Source organism: Ottowia thiooxydans DSM 14619 (assembly GCF_000422885.1).
GTDB classification, from domain to species: domain Bacteria; phylum Pseudomonadota; class Gammaproteobacteria; order Burkholderiales; family Burkholderiaceae_C; genus Ottowia; species Ottowia thiooxydans.
The window spans coordinates 231,705-246,544 of record NZ_AUGX01000009.1 but is presented as its reverse complement, the minus strand read 5'-3'; the positions used below and the strand labels follow the sequence as shown (position 1 = coordinate 246,544).

17 protein-coding genes are annotated in these 14,840 nt (G+C 58.7%); 7 read left to right on the top strand and 10 right to left on the bottom strand.

Going from position 1 to position 14,840, the window contains the following annotated elements:
* Positions 1-49: 49 nt before the first annotated feature.
* The 3 genes from G518_RS0107070 to hpaR are packed head-to-tail and all read right to left on the bottom strand — an operon-like array spanning position 50 to position 1,970.
* Complete coding sequence (locus G518_RS0107070; protein ID WP_028601922.1) at positions 50-826, bottom strand: fumarylacetoacetate hydrolase family protein; 777 nt, start codon at positions 824-826, stop codon at positions 50-52.
* Positions 823-1,488 carry a fumarylacetoacetate hydrolase family protein gene (locus G518_RS0107065; RefSeq protein WP_028601921.1) on the bottom strand — a complete coding sequence of 222 codons (666 nt, stop codon included), beginning with the start codon at positions 1,486-1,488 and terminating at the stop codon, positions 823-825. The genes G518_RS0107070 and G518_RS0107065 overlap by 4 nt, the downstream gene beginning before the upstream one ends.
* Positions 1,485-1,970: a homoprotocatechuate degradation operon regulator HpaR gene (gene hpaR / locus G518_RS0107060; RefSeq protein WP_028601920.1), complete on the bottom strand. Its 486-nt coding sequence runs from the start codon at positions 1,968-1,970 to the stop codon at positions 1,485-1,487. The genes G518_RS0107065 and hpaR overlap by 4 nt, the downstream gene beginning before the upstream one ends.
* A gap of 56 nt (positions 1,971-2,026) precedes the next feature.
* Between hpaR and G518_RS0107055 the strand changes: the two genes are divergently transcribed.
* Positions 2,027-3,073: an NAD(P)H-dependent flavin oxidoreductase gene (locus G518_RS0107055; protein WP_028601919.1), complete on the top strand. Its 1,047-nt coding sequence runs from the start codon at positions 2,027-2,029 to the stop codon at positions 3,071-3,073.
* A 778-nt stretch (positions 3,074-3,851) separates the two neighbouring features.
* Complete coding sequence (locus G518_RS34240; protein ID WP_051236161.1) at positions 3,852-4,835, top strand: Bug family tripartite tricarboxylate transporter substrate binding protein; 984 nt, start codon at positions 3,852-3,854, stop codon at positions 4,833-4,835.
* 26 nt (positions 4,836-4,861) lie between these two features.
* On the opposite strand, the gene ruvA is transcribed toward G518_RS34240, so the two are convergent.
* On the bottom strand, positions 4,862-5,437 hold the full coding sequence (gene ruvA / locus G518_RS0107045) for a Holliday junction branch migration protein RuvA (protein WP_028601918.1): 576 nt from the start codon (positions 5,435-5,437) through the stop codon (positions 4,862-4,864).
* A gap of 126 nt (positions 5,438-5,563) precedes the next feature.
* On the opposite strand from ruvA, the gene G518_RS0107040 reads away from it, so the two are divergent.
* Together G518_RS0107040 and ybeY are read left to right on the top strand one after the other, a co-directional pair.
* Positions 5,564-6,517, top strand: coding sequence for a PhoH family protein (locus G518_RS0107040; RefSeq protein WP_028601917.1), 954 nt, complete (start codon positions 5,564-5,566; stop codon positions 6,515-6,517).
* Between the two features lie 73 nt (positions 6,518-6,590).
* On the top strand, positions 6,591-7,064 hold the full coding sequence (gene ybeY / locus G518_RS0107035; RefSeq protein WP_028601916.1) for an rRNA maturation RNase YbeY: 474 nt from the start codon (positions 6,591-6,593) through the stop codon (positions 7,062-7,064).
* 39 nt (positions 7,065-7,103) lie between these two features.
* Here the strand turns inward: ybeY and dtd are convergent, their stop codons facing one another.
* On the bottom strand, positions 7,104-7,544 hold the full coding sequence (dtd, locus tag G518_RS0107030) for a D-aminoacyl-tRNA deacylase (protein WP_028601915.1): 441 nt from the start codon (positions 7,542-7,544) through the stop codon (positions 7,104-7,106).
* Positions 7,545-7,672: 128 nt separating this feature from the next.
* On the opposite strand from dtd, the gene G518_RS0107025 reads away from it, so the two are divergent.
* Positions 7,673-8,218 (top strand): hypothetical protein, encoded by a 546-nt coding sequence (locus tag G518_RS0107025; RefSeq protein WP_028601914.1) that lies wholly within the window; start codon positions 7,673-7,675, stop codon positions 8,216-8,218.
* Positions 8,219-8,540: 322 nt separating this feature from the next.
* Here the strand turns inward: G518_RS0107025 and tyrS are convergent, their stop codons facing one another.
* Positions 8,541-9,776 carry a tyrosine--tRNA ligase gene (tyrS, locus tag G518_RS0107020; RefSeq protein WP_028601913.1) on the bottom strand — a complete coding sequence of 412 codons (1,236 nt, stop codon included), beginning with the start codon at positions 9,774-9,776 and terminating at the stop codon, positions 8,541-8,543.
* Between the two features lie 152 nt (positions 9,777-9,928).
* On the opposite strand from tyrS, the gene G518_RS0107015 reads away from it, so the two are divergent.
* Complete coding sequence (locus G518_RS0107015) at positions 9,929-11,272, top strand: M23 family metallopeptidase (RefSeq protein ID WP_028601912.1); 1,344 nt, start codon at positions 9,929-9,931, stop codon at positions 11,270-11,272.
* Between the two features lie 119 nt (positions 11,273-11,391).
* Here the strand turns inward: G518_RS0107015 and erpA are convergent, their stop codons facing one another.
* The 4 genes from erpA to rplM all read right to left on the bottom strand — a co-directional run bounded on the left by erpA (position 11,392) and on the right by rplM (position 13,343).
* The gene (erpA, locus tag G518_RS0107010; protein ID WP_028601911.1) at positions 11,392-11,772 is read right to left on the bottom strand and encodes an iron-sulfur cluster insertion protein ErpA; all 381 of its coding nucleotides are present in this window, start codon (positions 11,770-11,772) and stop codon (positions 11,392-11,394) included.
* Positions 11,773-11,850: 78 nt separating this feature from the next.
* Positions 11,851-12,315 carry a bactofilin family protein gene (locus tag G518_RS34235; RefSeq protein ID WP_051236159.1) on the bottom strand — a complete coding sequence of 155 codons (465 nt, stop codon included), beginning with the start codon at positions 12,313-12,315 and terminating at the stop codon, positions 11,851-11,853.
* 183 nt (positions 12,316-12,498) lie between these two features.
* Positions 12,499-12,891 (bottom strand): 30S ribosomal protein S9, encoded by a 393-nt coding sequence (gene rpsI / locus G518_RS0107000; protein WP_028601910.1) that lies wholly within the window; start codon positions 12,889-12,891, stop codon positions 12,499-12,501.
* On the bottom strand, positions 12,888-13,343 hold the full coding sequence (gene rplM, locus G518_RS0106995; protein ID WP_028601909.1) for a 50S ribosomal protein L13: 456 nt from the start codon (positions 13,341-13,343) through the stop codon (positions 12,888-12,890). The genes rpsI and rplM overlap by 4 nt, the downstream gene beginning before the upstream one ends.
* A 444-nt stretch (positions 13,344-13,787) precedes the next feature.
* Between rplM and G518_RS0106990 the strand changes: the two genes are divergently transcribed.
* Positions 13,788-14,729, top strand: coding sequence for a 23S rRNA (adenine(2030)-N(6))-methyltransferase RlmJ (locus G518_RS0106990; protein WP_028601908.1), 942 nt, complete (start codon positions 13,788-13,790; stop codon positions 14,727-14,729).
* The last annotated feature ends 111 nt before the right edge of the window (positions 14,730-14,840 follow it).

The window sequence follows — 14,840 nt, the reverse complement described above, 5'->3', positions numbered from 1 at the left end:
TCACAGCTTTCTAGGCTTGATGCCACTTGGAGGGTTTGAAGAAAGTGTCCTAGGAATTTGGATGGACGATGGTGTTTTCCAGCACGCCTATGCCTTCGATCTCGCACACCACGTGGCTGCCTGCAGGGCAATCAACCACGCCGTCAGGCGTACCAGTAAGGATGACGTCGCCGGGGTAGAGCGTCATGAAGCTCGTGAAATACTCAATCAACGTGGGTACGTCAAACACCATGTCGGCTGTGGTGCCCTGCTGGGTTACCTTGCCATCTACTGTGGTTTTGAGCGCCAGCTTCATAGGGTCCGCAATATCTGCCGCATCCACCAGCCAAGGGCCAATAGGGGTACATGTATCGCGGTTTTTCACGCGCAGATTGGGGCGATACCAGTTTTCCAGGTAATCGCGAATGGCGTAATCGTTAGCCACCGTGTAGCCGCGAACGAAGTCATACGCATCTCCCTTCTTCACGCGGCGTGCTTCGCGCCCAATCACCACGGCAAGCTCACACTCGTAGTGCATATTGGTTGCATCCAGAGGCCGCACGGTAGAGGCGCGATGGCCGATGAACGAGGCATCACTCTTAGGGAAGGCCAGAGGCTCCTCAGGTGGCTTGAACGCCAGCTCTTTCGCGTGATCTGCATAGTTGATGGCCAGCGCCAGCACGGAGCGCGGCCTTCGGGGCGGCATGGGGGCAAGCGGCGGCAGCCACACCACCTCTGAAAAATCCAGGCGCTTCCCTTTGAAAGCAGTGGTTACGAGTTCAAGCTGGCCGTCTTGCAAGATCGCGTCATGCACGGCGCCAGCCCAGGCAATGCGGGCGTGTTTCATGCTTCCTCCGCGGTCAAAGTGTGCGCGAGGGGCGCAAAGCCCGGCGCGGTGATTTCAATACGGTCGCCCGCCTTGGCCCTTGGCCGCGTACCGCCCTCCAGGCAATCCGTGCCCAGCATCAGCACATCGCCCGGCTGCAAAGTCATGAATGCGCTTACGTCTTTCAGCAACGTAGCGGCGTTACGCACCAGGGTGGATAGATCCACACGCTGTACCAATTGGTCGTTGATGCGAACCTCAAGCGTGAGGGCAGAGGGATCACCCATATCTACAATGGACCGCTCCGCAGAGCCGCAGACAAGAAAACCATCAAGGTTTCTGAACCTAAGCGGCGGACGGTAGTAGCTCGCGTGGGGAATGCTCAGATCGTTCATCAGCACGCACCCGGCCACGCTATTCCATGAGCCAGACGCGGCTTGGTTCCCTGCATCTGCTATCACTAATCCGAGCGTGGCACCTACATCCACCTCACCTGTTACAGCAACCACAGAGTCGCAGGGTGCGAAAGTGTTGGCGGTCTTGATGTAGAGCACGGGTGCCTTGGGCGGCGCCTTGTACGGAGCTTCATTCATCTTTGGCGCCCAAAGATCAAGCTCGCGCCGGAAATTAAGCAAGGTGCCGTACACCGTGCCTTGCGGCAGCCACGTATTCGTCGCACTCATAAATCGTCCTCGGTCATTGCAATCCCCTCTTTCTGGTCTATCTGCTGCAAGGCGATCAACTCGTCCAGCAGCGCGTAGAGCTTGTTCAATTTGGGTTGGCCAATCGTTGCTTCCAGGTCGCTGTATTGCGATTCGATCACCACAGAAAGCGAGATGGCCAGCGCCTCTCCCACCTCTGTGATGCGAACCACGCTACGGCGCGCATCCGCCTCACTGCGCTGGCGCAGAACCAGCCCATCACGCTCCATCCGCGAGAGCACTCCCGTCAGGCTAGGTCCCAGCAAGTGCGCTTCACGCGCCAAGCGACCAGTTTCCAGCCCCAAAGCATTCGCCGGGTCAGACAACACACGCAGAACGCGCCACTGCTGGTCTGACAGCCCGTGGCTACGCAGTGCTGGCCGACGAGTCTCCATCAGCGCTTCACGCGCCTTAAGGAGCAGCAAGGGCAAATTGCGGTGTTTGAGGGCGGTCGATTCAGCCATTTATTTAATATATTAAATATTTCCAGAATGCGCAAGTCCCCGGCGACAATACGCACATGAATACCTTGAGCGAACACTTAGGCGTTTCCTATCCCCTTATCCAGGCTCCAATGGCAGGAGTCCAGGGCAGTGCGCTCGCTTTGGCGGCTAGCGATGCTGGTGTGCTGGGCTCCTTGCCCTGCGCCATGCTGGCGCCCGATGCGTTGCGCGCTGAGCTGCAGAAGATGCAGGCCGGGGGGGTGCCGTACAACGTCAACTTCTTCTGCCACACCTCACCCCCGCCTGATGCGGCGCGTGATACCGCTTGGCGCCAGGCGCTCGCGCCTTATTACGTAGAACACGGGCTGGATATGGCCGCCATCCCCGGCGGCCCCGGAAGATTGCCATTCAGCGCGGAATCGGCTGCGTTGCTGGCCGAATTCAAACCAAGGGTAGTGAGCTTTCACTTCGGCCTTCCGGCGCCTGATTTGCTGGCTCGCGTCAAGGCGTGGGGGGCATTCGTGCTCTCATCAGCCACTACCGTGCAGGAGGCGCTATGGCTTGAGGCGAATGGAGCCGATGCCGTGATCGCGCAGGGGCTGGAGGCTGGCGGGCATCGCGGGCATTTTCTGAGTATGGACCTGACGGAGCAGATGGGCACCTTCACTCTTCTGCCGCAAATAGTGGCTGCGGTGCGTGTGCCGGTCATCGCCGCAGGAGGCATCTCCGATGCTGCGGGCGTACGTGCTGCCATGGCACTGGGTGCTGCGGGGGTGCAGGTGGGTACCGCCTATTTGTGTGCTGACGAGGCGAGCACCTCGGCAGCTCATCGCGCAATCTTGCAAAGCGAGGCGGCGCGCCACACGGCACTTACCAACGTATTCACTGGCCGGCCAGCCCGCGGTATCGTCAACCGCGTCATGCGAGAACTAGGCCCTCTCAGCTCTGCCTCACCTGAGTTTCCGCTGGCAACCAATGCGATGGGGCCTTTGCGGGCAGCGGCAGAGAAAAAGGGCAGCACCGATTTCACTCCGCTTTGGAGTGGGCAGAATGCCAGTCAGTGCAAGTCGGCCTCTGCGGCGGACATTACGGCCGCGCTCGCCAAAGGATTCATTCCTAAGTAGCTTCCCATTCGCCGGCTTCCGCGCGGGTGCTTCACCCCCTCTTTCTCTGGTCCGTCAGCGCTGCGGAGTTAACTCCCTCTCCCTCTGGGAGAGGGCGGGGGTGAGGGCAAGCGGCGGTTGATTAAGCGCTGCCGTTGTAAATTACCTTCTGCTCTTCTCTTTAGGTCGGAGGCCGGGATTGCGCCCGGCTGCGCAGTCCCTTTCTTTGCTCGCACAAAGCAAGGAACCAAAGAAATGCGACCCCAAGTCCGTGTCCCTGCGCTGCGCTTCGGGCACCCTCCGGTGCTCGGTCAAGGGCCGGTGCGGCAGAACTCGCTTCGTTCGCTTCGCTCTCTACCCTCAAACAACTGCCGCAAGCTAGTTCTTGAAGCAAGAGCATCTTTCAGTGCTCTTGCCCGCCCCCGGATGGCCGGCCCCTTGACCTGCGCTCCTCGGCACGGCCTCAAGGGGTGGGAGCCATGCTCGGGCCATTGCTTCGCTCGGCCTTCGCATAGTTAGTCTTTCCCAATCGGGAAAGAAAAATTTATGCCTTTGGCAGAGCACGCGCTAACCGCACGCTCACGATATGCGCAGGCTCATATGTTCACTTCAATATGAAAAATCAGCGCGTCATCAGGGCGCTTGGGTAGAGCGGCTGCGGCGTGAGGACTAGCAACGGTTGATTGAGCGCTGCGGTTATAAATTACCTTCTGCGCTTACAGTCAAGTCGGAGCCGAGGATCGCGCCCAGCGTAGAACCTACTTTTCTGTGCTCCACTTCATCCTCCAAGGAGACATTCATGAATGCTGCAGGACTGACCCATTGGCTCAAGGCCACGCTGGCACTCTGCGCAGCCGTAGTCTCCGTCGCCCCCACTTTTGCGCAGGAATGGCCCACACGCACGGTCACACTGGTTGTTCCTTACCCGCCGGGCGGAAACGTAGACAACTTGGCCAGATTGCTGGCCACAGAGTTCACTCGCAAGATCGGTGGAACATTCATCATTGACAACAAACCAGGTGGAACCGGGCTGGTCGGCACCAATCTCGTGGCCCGCTCCAAACCCGATGGCTACACCCTGCTCATGGGCTCGTACTCCACCTTCGCCACACTGCCGGCGCTCTCCAAGATGGATCCCGAGCCTCTGGACACGATTGACGTAGTGGCTGGAATTGCGGGCTACATCCCCGTGCTGGCCGTGAGCAAACAATTGGGCGTCAAGAACATGCAGGAGCTGATTGCTCTAGCCAAGCGCGAACCCGGGAAGCTGACGTTTGGATCGGTCGGGGTGGGCTCGTCTTCGCACGTCAATGGCGAAACCTTGAAGCACGCCGCAGGTATTGACATGCTGCACGTTCCATTCAAGGGATCCAGCCAGGGCGTCACCGCCCTGATTGGCGGCCAGATCGATGTCGTGATCGATGGTGTGACTGTGGCCCCAGCCCAGGGTGACCGCGTGGTGCCCTTGGCTGCGTTCTACAAGAGCCGACACGAAGTTCTACCCAATGTACCGACTGCGCAAGAAGCTGGCGTAACCGCGAGGCTTCCCACCAGTACGACCTTCGGGATGTTCGCGCCAAAGGGGACCCCACCCGCCATCGTTACCAAGCTGCAGAACGCGCTGGAAGAGATCACCAAGGACTCTGCGTTCAAGAGCAAGGTAGTCGCAATGAGCCTGAGTTCAGACTACACCCCTGCCGCGGAATACCGCAAGGCACTGGAGGTTGACCTGAAATACAACCGCGTATTCCTTCCAAGCATTGGTTTAACTGCGGAAAAGTGAGCCTCTCAAGGTTGCGGCTGGCGCGGCTATTTGGCCAGGGCACGCAAAGCCAGCCGAATCCCCTCGCTCACCCCCACTCCGGCGGGCAGCGCCTTCATGCTGGCCGCGGCCTCGCGATCGTTGTAGCCCAACGCGAGCAAGGCTTGAAGAATGTCAGATTCCGCATCGCTCTGCGGGTTGGCGGCTGCGGCTCCTAGTTCCACGCCCAGCTTGCCCTTCAACTCCAAGAGCAGACGCTCAGCCGTTTTCTTGCCGATGCCAGGCACTTTGACCAAGCGACCTGCCTCCTGCAGGGTAACGGCCTGACCCAACTCGGCCACACTCATGCCGGAAAGCACCGCCAGTGCGGTCCGCGGGCCAACCCCGCTGATACGGATCAGTTGCCGAAACGCCTCGCGTTCGGGCCCACTCGCGAAGCCGTACAGAATTTGTGCATCTTCGCGCACCACAAAGTGCGTGAGCAGCGTGATCTTCTCTCCCACAGCAGGCAACAGGTAAAACGTGCTCATAGGCACATCCACCTCGTAGCCCACGCCGTGGCAGTCGATCAGCAGTTGCGGAGGATTTTTTTCGGCCAGCAAGCCGGCAAGGCGTCCGATCACAGAGGCTTTCAGTAGAAGAGGGATGACATGGCAGTCAGTTCACACATGATAAAACGCTTGAGCACGCTACCGGCGGCATTCCATCACTTGATGGACAATGCCCCACAAACGTTAAACAAGTTCTAAGTGATCCTCCGCCACAACTTTACCCCCCACAACAACACCCGCCTGGCCAATCTGTGTGGGCCGCTGGACGATCACATTCGTACGCTTGAGACAAGCCTGCAGGTATCGGTTGCCCACCGCCACGAGCAATTCAAGATTGACGGTCCCAAAAAGAGCGCCGAGCGGGCACTTGAAGTTTTGCAAGCTCTCTATGAGCTGGCAGATCGACCTATCCGGGCTGAAACCTTGCAACTGATGCTGGCTGGAGAAGGTGCGCCTCTGTCCGAGAACGATGATGGCACGCAGCGCCTGCAAACGCGCCGCGCTGATCTGAAGGCACGCACGCCCAACCAGACCGCCTACCTGGAAAACATTGCCAGCCACGACATCACCTTCGGTATAGGCCCCGCAGGTACCGGAAAAACCTATCTGGCGGTGGCGTGCGCCGTAGATGCCCTGGAGCGCAGCGCAGTGCAACGCATCGTCCTGACACGGCCAGCCGTGGAAGCAGGTGAGCGCCTGGGGTTCTTACCCGGCGATCTCACGCAAAAGGTCGATCCCTATCTCCGGCCTCTGTATGACGCGCTCTACGACCTGATGGGGTTCGATCGCGTGGTGAAGGCCTTCGAGCGCAACCAGCTTGAAATCGCGCCGCTGGCATTCATGCGCGGGCGCACGCTCAACAATGCCTTCATCATTCTCGATGAAGCGCAGAACACCACCCCCGAACAGATGAAGATGTTCCTCACTCGCATCGGCTTCGGTGCACGATGTGTGATCACTGGCGACGTCAGCCAGGTCGACCTGCCCAAAGGAGCTACGAGCGGGCTGGTGGATGCAGAACGCGTCTTGAAGCGCGTCAAGGGCATGGCGTTCACGCGCTTTACCTCAGCTGACGTGGTCCGCCACCCTCTGGTGGCCCGCATCGTTGACGCTTACGACGCCCAGACCCGCCGTACACGTGCCGGCGACTAGCAGTGTGGCGTTCGATTTCTGATCGGCACCCCACACCGCGCGTTCGACTCCACCATCACTTAAGCTTTTAGCCATGTCCTTGCCTCCCCTGGCCTTGTCCTTGCAATGGGCCCGCTTTGATGGCGTCGCTCTGCATCGTGCTGCACTGCCCCGCCACAAGGCCATTCGTTGGGTACGGCATGCCTTGCAGGCACCCGCCGAGATCACTGTTCGCATTGTCGATACCGAGGAAGGCCGTGCACTGAACCTTTCCTATCGAGGCAAGGACTACGCCACGAACGTACTCACCTTCGATTACGCCCGACCGCCTGAAGCCCCCGTAGTCAGCGCTGACCTGGTGCTGTGCGCGCCGGTTCTCGAACGGGAAGCCGCTGAACTAGGTAAACCGCTCGCTGAACACTACGCCCACCTGCTCGTACACGGCACACTCCATGCGCAAGGCTGGGACCATGAAACCAGTGCCGAGGATGCCGAGGCCATGGAAGCTCTCGAAACCAGCATCATGGAAGGGCTCGGTTTCGCCAACCCTTATGGTCCGACTGATTAGAGCTCTGAATTGTCAGTTCGCTGCGAACATCCGCCCGACTCACGAAATCTTCATCGGGATCGTCACCGGTCCATCGTTGATCAAATGCACTCGCATATCGGCGCCGTACTCGCCGGTGGCCACTGGCGCGTGCTCAGCCCGGGCTTGCGCGACAAAATAGTCGTATAGCTTGCGTCCCTCATCCGGCGGCGCTGCGGCTGTGAAGCTGGGGCGATTTCCTCCGCTCGTATCGGCAGCCAGCGTAAATTGGCTCACGATCAGCAGGCCGCCGGCGATGTCTCGGACACTAAGGTTCATTTTCCCGGCAGCATCCGAGAAGATTCGCAGCTTGAGCAACTTAGCCAGCAATCGATCCGCCTGAACCGTCCCATCTCCACGCTCAGCACACAGCAGCACCAGCAGACCCGCACCGATTCGGCCAGTTTCCCTGTCGTCCACAGTCACATGTGCTTGCGAAACTCGCTGGATCAATGCTTGCATTTGGTCTATCTTTGAGGGTGTGCCCTTGCCAAGCGCCTGGCAAGGTACGTCCGGCCGAGGTTGCCCGAGGCAGTGGATCAATACCGAGAGAAGTGCACACACTTGCACGACTAAAAGAGGAGTATTGCATGAAGATCTTAAGCATGATGGTGCGGGCGCTTACGGCGTTTGCTTTGGTGCAAACCATGCTGTTGGCGCCTCTGGCGCAGGCACAAACCAACTCATCGCAAGCCGCTGAAGCCGCGCGCAAACACCGTGCGGAGAAAAACCAGGCTCCACCCCCCAAAGCCGCGCCTGCGCGCTCCAGCGCCGCTACAGCGCCCCCGCCGTCTTCGAATCAGGCCTATCGCTCTAGTGCCAATCCCAACGCTGATCCCAATGCCAGCCTGAAAAGCTGCATGGACCACTCAGGCATGAACCCGCTTGCGCGCGACCGATGCATGCGCAAGCACTGTGAAGGTCGCTGGGGGCAAGGCGATTGCCCGGCCAGTGGGGGAGATTTCATGGCCAACAAAGGAGCCTCCGGTACACCGCTTGGCCAGTGCCTGCGGGAGGCAGGAGCGAACCCATTCAAACGTGACGCTTGCGGCTGGCAGCATTGCAGAGGCAAATGGGACGCCACCGCGGAATGCGCTGCCCTGCGTCCACGCAAGTCCGAAGAACCAGGCGGCTAAACAAGATTTGAGCTCAAGGAACCGTTCACGAACGGTTTTTTGACATCTAAGAGCCTGTTCAAAGTCTCTGCGCGAGGGCTATTGTGTTCGAAAGACTGTGGATGCAAGGGGTGCGCCCATGCGACGAAAAACGCAGGGATACCTCGTGGTATCGCGAGTATTTTTAACGCCGCAGACGCTGTTTTTCGAGCGCAATAGGACCGCGAGGAGACGTTGAACAGGCTCTAAGGCCCAAGGAGACTCTCGGACCTGGAAATCGCCGGCGGCAAAATGGGCCGCAGCGGTGTATTTTCGCTATCGGCGCTCCAAGCCCGACAAACTCCTAGGCCGTCAGCTCCACCTTGGCGAATTTTCGCTTGCCGACCTGGACGACATAGGTACCAACCTGAAGCTTCAGGCCTTTGTCGCTGATCACACTCGAATCCACGCGCACGCCGCCGCCATCAATGAGGCGCCCGGCCTCGCTGGTGGATGGTGCCAATCCCGCAGATTTGAGCACCGCCCCAATACCCAGAGGTGCGCCACTGAGCGACACCAGTGGAATGTCATCAGGCACGCCGCCCTTGCTGCGATTGATGAAATCCTGCTCCGCAGCTTCAGCCGCCGCGGCGGAATGAAAACGAGCAGTGATTTCCTTGGCAAGCATCACCTTGGCATCTTTTGGATTGCGCCCCTGGGCAATTTCCTGCCGGAGCGCATCAATATCCGCCATCGATTTGAACGATAGCAAGGTGTACCAGCGCCACATCAGCTCGTCTGATATCGAAAGCACCTTGGCGAACATGGTGTTGGCTTCTTCCGTGATGCCGATGTAGTTGTTCTTCGATTTCGACATCTTCTCGACGCCATCAAGGCCTTCGAGCAGCGGCATGGTCAGGATGCACTGCGGCTCCTGCCCGTATTCGACCTGCAGGTGGCGGCCCATCAACAAATTGAATTTCTGGTCCGTGCCACCCAGTTCGATGTCGCTGCGAAGCGCCACCGAGTCATAGCCCTGCATCAGCGGATACAGAAATTCGTGCACGCTGATGGGCGTGCCGGCCTTGAAGCGGTCATGAAAGTCATTGCGCTCCATCATCCGAGCCACTGTGTACTTGGCCGCCAGCTCGATCATTCCCCGCGCTCCAAGCGCGTCGCTCCATTCGCTGTTGTAGCGCAGCTCGGTCCGGGCTGGGTCCAGCACCTTGAAAGCCTGGGTTTTGTAAGTTTCAGCGTTCTGCTTGATCTGCTCAGCTGTCAGTGGCGGACGGGTAGAGTTGCGCCCGGACGGATCGCCGATCAAGGTGGTGAAATCGCCAATCAGGAAAATCACCGTGTGCCCCAAATCCTGGAGCTGGCGCATCTTGTTCAGCACCACCGTGTGGCCAATGTGAATGTCAGGCGCCGTAGGATCGAGCCCCAGCTTGATACGAAGTGGCTTGCCAGTGGCTTCGGATCGAGCCAGCTTTTTTAGCCAATCTTCCTGGGGAAGCAACTCCTCGACGCCCCGCAAACTGACCGCCATGGCCTCGCGAACCCGATCGGAAACGGGGTGATTTGTAACAGGATCTGAGTTCATAAGGTGTTTTGGCTTGTAGGTCCAAGCCTACGCCGGTATACTCCGCCGACTTGGGGACCCGTGATTCTAGGGTCCCGCCTCTCGCAAGATTGACAGAAAGCGGTAATTTTCCTCATTGCCGTGTCCAAAACCCCCAAGATTTCAGGACACTAGTGAAGCAAAAGCTGATCTCCACGGGCCTAGCGCTCGCCGATTTGATCCATCGCCACCCGAAACGCATCACCGCAGTGATTGCGGCGTTCCTGCTCGGCGGCGGTGGTGGTGCATTCGCCGTGGCCTCGTTGGCCCCTACGGCGCCCACCGAACCAGTTCGTCTCGTTTCAGAAGCAGTAGAGCCATCTTCCTTGTTGGCTCAGATCGATGCGCTTGAAGAGTACGCCTTCAAGCTCTACAGAACCGAAGTCACCCGAGCCCCGGAAACGCCTGAAAGCCTGCTTAAACGCATGGGTGTGGCCGATCCAGCGGCGGCAGCCTTCCTCCGCCGCGATGAAACCTCGCGCCAGGTACTATTTGGTCGCGCCGGCCGTACCGTCACGGTAGAAGCCAGTGCAGAGCAAGCCCTGCTCTCGCTACGCACCCAATGGCTGGAAAAAAGCACAGACGAGCAGTTCAAACGACTGGTCGTGGAAAAAACCGCTACTGGTTTTACCGCACGTGTGGAAACAGCGCCCCTGGTGGCCTCCCAGCGCTTGGCAAGCGGGATCATTGAATCCACCTTGTTCGCTGCTACCGATGAGGCCCGCGTCCCTGACAGCGTGACCAAGCAGCTCACTGAAATGTTCGACAGCGATGTCGATTTTCACCGGGGCCTGCGCAAAGGTGATCGTTTCTCCATCGTCTATGAAACGCTTCAAGCTGACGGCGAGCCCATGCGCGCCGGCCGGATCTTGAGTGCCGAATTCGCCAATCGCGGTAAAACCCTTCAGGCCATGTGGTTTCAAGAACCCGGTGCCAAGGGCGGCTATTACGCTTTTGATGGCCAAAGCCTGCGCAAGGCCTACCTTCTTGCACCGCTCGAGTTCTCACGTATGAGCAGCGGCTTCGGCATGCGCAACCACCCTGTGCTGGGCTATCAGCGTGAGCACAAGGGCGTAGATTACGCAGCGCCCACTGGCACAGCCGTGCGCACCATCGGTGACGGCGTGGTTGAGTTTGCAGGCGTTCAAAACGGTTACGGTAACGTGATCTACGTGAAGCACCGCAACAAAAGCGCCACCGTGTACGCGCACTTGTCTCGCATCTCCGTTAAAACGGGCGATAACGTGATGCAAGGCGAAACCATAGGCGCGGTGGGCATGACCGGTATTGCCACCGGCCCCCACCTGCATTTTGAATACCGAATCAACAACGAGCCGCAAGACCCATCCATACTGGCTGAGCAGCGCGAGAACGTGCCTGTGTCTCCCGGTAGCAAGGCTGCTTTCGCCAAGTTGGCTGCGGGCATGAAGCTTCAGCTGGCTGCCGCTGGGCAGATCTCCAGCGCAAGCGCGCAATAGGTTCGTTGGGCGAGGCCTCCCTGGAGCCGAGCGGCTTTAGGGACCCTCTGCGAACACCGCCCAAACAAAAAGCCCGCTGAAAAACAGCGGGCTTTTTGCTTGGGTGAGGTCGTTACTTCTCAGCTCTCAGCTGTTGAGAAGGAAGAACCGCAGCCACAGGTGGTCGTGGCATTCGGATTTTTGATGACGAACTGCGCGCCTTGAAGGTCTTCCTTGTAGTCGATTTCAGCGCCCAGCAAATACTGGTAGCTCATGGCATCGATCAAGAGGGACACACCGTGCTTGGTCATGGTGGTGTCGTCTTCGTTCGCGATTTCATCAAATGTGAAACCGTACTGAAAACCTGAGCATCCGCCGCCTTGGACGAAGACGCGTAATTTCAGATCAGGGTTGCCTTCTTCCGCAATCAAATCAGCCACCTTGGCAGCTGCGCTGTCGGTGAAGACGATGGGATCGGGCATCTGCGTGGGGGTCTGGATATCCTGGGCTAGAGCGCTCATGTCGCTACTCCTATGATTTTGCTTGGAATAGTATATCAAATCAGTGGGTTTTTTGCTTGGCAGGGGTATTGCCCAAGCTTATTGCCGCTCGAGATCGAATGTGGGCTCCGTCGGCCCTGAGGATCCGGCTGATGCGGCGGGCTCCAAGGCTTGCGCCACGGGCTCCTCGCGCTCAACCGGCAGGAGCGGCGGAGTCACCTGCGGTTGCAACTGGCCGGCAATGACCGCACCCTGCTGCATTTCCAGTGTTTTGTATTTCACATCACCTTGCACACGCGCCTTGGATTGCAGTTCCAGCAATTCGCGGGCGTAAACGGGGCCGGTGACGCTGCCAGAGATCACCACATGATCGGCGGTTACGGCGCCTTGCACACGGCCGGTTTCGGTGATCACCAGCGTGTTCGAAGGCCCGGGATCGGCGGTCACGTTGCCAATCACCTCACCATCGATCTGCAGGCCATCCTGGAACGTGCAATCGCCTATGACGCGCATGCCGGCGCCAATCGTGCTGCGCGTGGATGCCTGCTTTTTGATGCCTAACATGAACTGGAACTCCTGAACGCCTAGACGCCCACCTGGGAGTCGCTGTCGCACTCCTGGCAGACGTACAAAACACTCTTTGTACCACGCCACAAAGCAAAAACCGCGCATCTCACGAAGAGAGGCGCGGTTTGAAGCAAGCTCCAAGGGAGCCCAAGCTGACTTGGACCCCATGAAACAAACGAATTAACGCTTGCTGAACTGCTTGCGGCGGCGAGCGGAGTGCAAACCAACCTTTTTACGTTCGACTTCACGCGCATCGCGTGTCACGAAACCAGCCTGGCTCAGAGCCGGCTTGAGGGTTTCGTCATAGTCGATCAGAGCACGGGTGATGCCGTGACGAACGGCGCCGGCTTGGCCGGATTCACCCCCGCCATGGACATTGACCAGCACGTCGAAAGTTTCGACATGGTCAGTCAGCACCAGGGGCTGTTTGCAGATCATGATGGAAGTCTGACGGCCGAAAAACTCGCCAACATCCTTGCCATTGACAGTGATCTTGCCGCTGCCTTTTTTGATGAACACGCGGGCCACGCTGGATTTGCGTCGGCCGGTGCCGTTGTTCCAATCACCAATCATTTAGCCACTCCCTTGGAAAGAGCCGCGATTTCGAGCACTTTCGGTTGCTGTGCGCTGTGCGGATGCTCAGCGCCACCATAGACCTTCAGTTTCTTGATCATGGCGTAGCCCAGAGGACCTTTAGGCAGCATGCCCTTGACGGCCTTTTCCAGCGCGCGGCCAGGGTGCTTGGCTTGCATGTCGCGGAAATTGGTTTCGCGGATACCGCCCGGATAACCGGTGTGGCGGTAATAAATCTTGTCGAGCTCTTTGGCTCCGGTTACCCGGATCTTGGAAGCGTTGACGATGACAATGAAGTCACCTGTATCGACGTGAGGCGTGTAGATGGCTTTGTGTTTGCCGCGTAGACGGAGGGCCACTTCGCTGGCAACCCGACCGAGCACCTTATCGGTGGCGTCAATCACAAACCACTCGTGCACCACGTCAGCTGCTTTTGCGCTGAACGTATTCATGAGTTTTTTCCTGTGAAGGATTTAATTAGGCTCTTTTCCACGGTCGGCACTCCTCTTTAGAGAGTCTCTTAGGTGGGGTTCGCCCCTAAGGCACGTGCATATCAAACACAAGCACCCTTAGAGCGTCTGCCGCGGAGCCAGTTTCGCTGCAGAACCCGGCATTATATGGCTAATTTGGTTTTGGGCACAACTTAGCGGACATGCTGGCCGAGCAGTTGCTAAAAGCTTGACCGCAGGGCTTAAGGAGCCTCTGCAAAACCCATCGTGGATGCCGGGCACTGGCCGCGGGATGGGCTGCAAGGCGAATTTTGCAGTCAATAGCTCGCGCTATTGGCAAAAAAGTCAACGCCGCAGACCGCCCGAGGGCAGCGATCCGGCGCCGTGAGGGGTTTTGCAGAGACTCCTTAGCCGCCCTCAAGACCTATTTACCCTTACCATCAGCCCATGTTTAGTTATCGCCACGCCTTTCACGCCGGCAGCCATGCCGACGTCCTCAAGCACCTTACGCTCATCGCGACCTTGCGTCATTTGATGCAAAAGCCCACGCCGCTCACCATGGTAGACACCCACGCCGGCGCTGGCCTTTATCGGCTGGATGGCGACTATGCGCAAACTTCAGGGGAAGCGGCAGGCGGCATATTGCGTCTGGCCGGACTTCGGCAACCCGCAGGCGCCAACACACTTAACGACGCCCTGGCTGATTATTTGGAAGTGATCGACGCCTTCAACACCGAAGGCAAAGATTGGCGCATTTACCCGGGCTCGCCCTTCGTGATCCATCACATGATGAACCAAGCCGAGCGCTCCAGCGTGCGCGATCGGCTCAAACTCTTCGAGCTCCACCCCACGGATTCCAAAACCCTGGAAGCCAATATTGCCCAGTTGGAGGCCGGCCGCCAGATTACGGTGACCGTCCAAGACGGCTTTGAGGGCTTGAAGACGCTCTTGCCGCCACCTCCTGCCCTCGGTGGGTCACGCCGCGCGCTGGTGCTGATGGATCCCAGCTACGAGATCAAAACCGACTACGCCAAGGTGCAAGCGGCCATGCAAGACGCGCTGAGGCGCTTCCCCACGGGCGTTTACCTCGTCTGGTATCCCATCATTGCCCGGCCAGAAGCCCACGATCTGCCACGTAGACTGAAGACCATGGCTACGCAGGCCGAGCGTCCTTGGCTGCACGCCACACTGAGCGTGGGCGCCCCTGAAGCGGATGGCAGCGAAGAGCATGGCAGCCCTGAGCGGCGCGGGCTCACCAGCAGCGGCATGTTCGTCATCAATCCGCCGCACTCGCTGAAACCCGTGCTGGAAGCGGCCTTGCCGCAGCTTCTTAAGACGCTCGGGATGGGCTCCGGGAAGGGCTGGCAGGTTGAAGCGCAACGGTCTTGAACATCGGGAAGGGGTGAGGGTTTTAACTCCCTCTCCCTTTGGGAGAGGGCGGGGGTGAGGGCAAGCAGCGGTTGATTTATTCGTGGCGCTAGCTAATCACCTTCTGCTGTT